General features: G+C 49.8%; 1 protein-coding gene. It reads right to left on the bottom strand.

The features are described 5' to 3' along the window. The coding region (locus tag MO867_RS22935; RefSeq protein WP_252473453.1) for a transposase at positions 1 to 287 on the bottom strand (287 nt) is incomplete at both ends.

The raw sequence follows: 287 nt of genomic DNA, 5'->3' as shown, positions 1-287 counted from the left end.
TCGTATCGTTCCGAACGTCGACTCAATCGGGTTCGTTGTCCGGATGCTCTGCCAGTGCTTTGCCGGAAAGTCGTAAAAACTCATCAGCTCTTCGTGATCCTTGAGAAGGCACTCGGCAACTTTTGGATACTTCGCTTCGTAGGTTTTGGTGAAGGTATCGAATGCCTTCTCCGTATCAACTTTTGTCTCAGTCTGCAAAATGTCGTGCAGAAAGCGTTTGGCTTTCGGCTGACTGGACTTCGGCAGTCTGTTGAGAACATTGGCTGTCTTGTGTACCCAGCAGCGCT

Origin of the sequence: Microbulbifer okhotskensis (genome assembly GCF_023895975.1) — a bacterium.
Taxonomy (GTDB): Bacteria; Pseudomonadota; Gammaproteobacteria; order Pseudomonadales; family Cellvibrionaceae; genus Microbulbifer; species Microbulbifer okhotskensis.
Note: the sequence above shows the minus strand (reverse complement) of the source record. Positions and strands in the feature narration are given on the sequence as shown.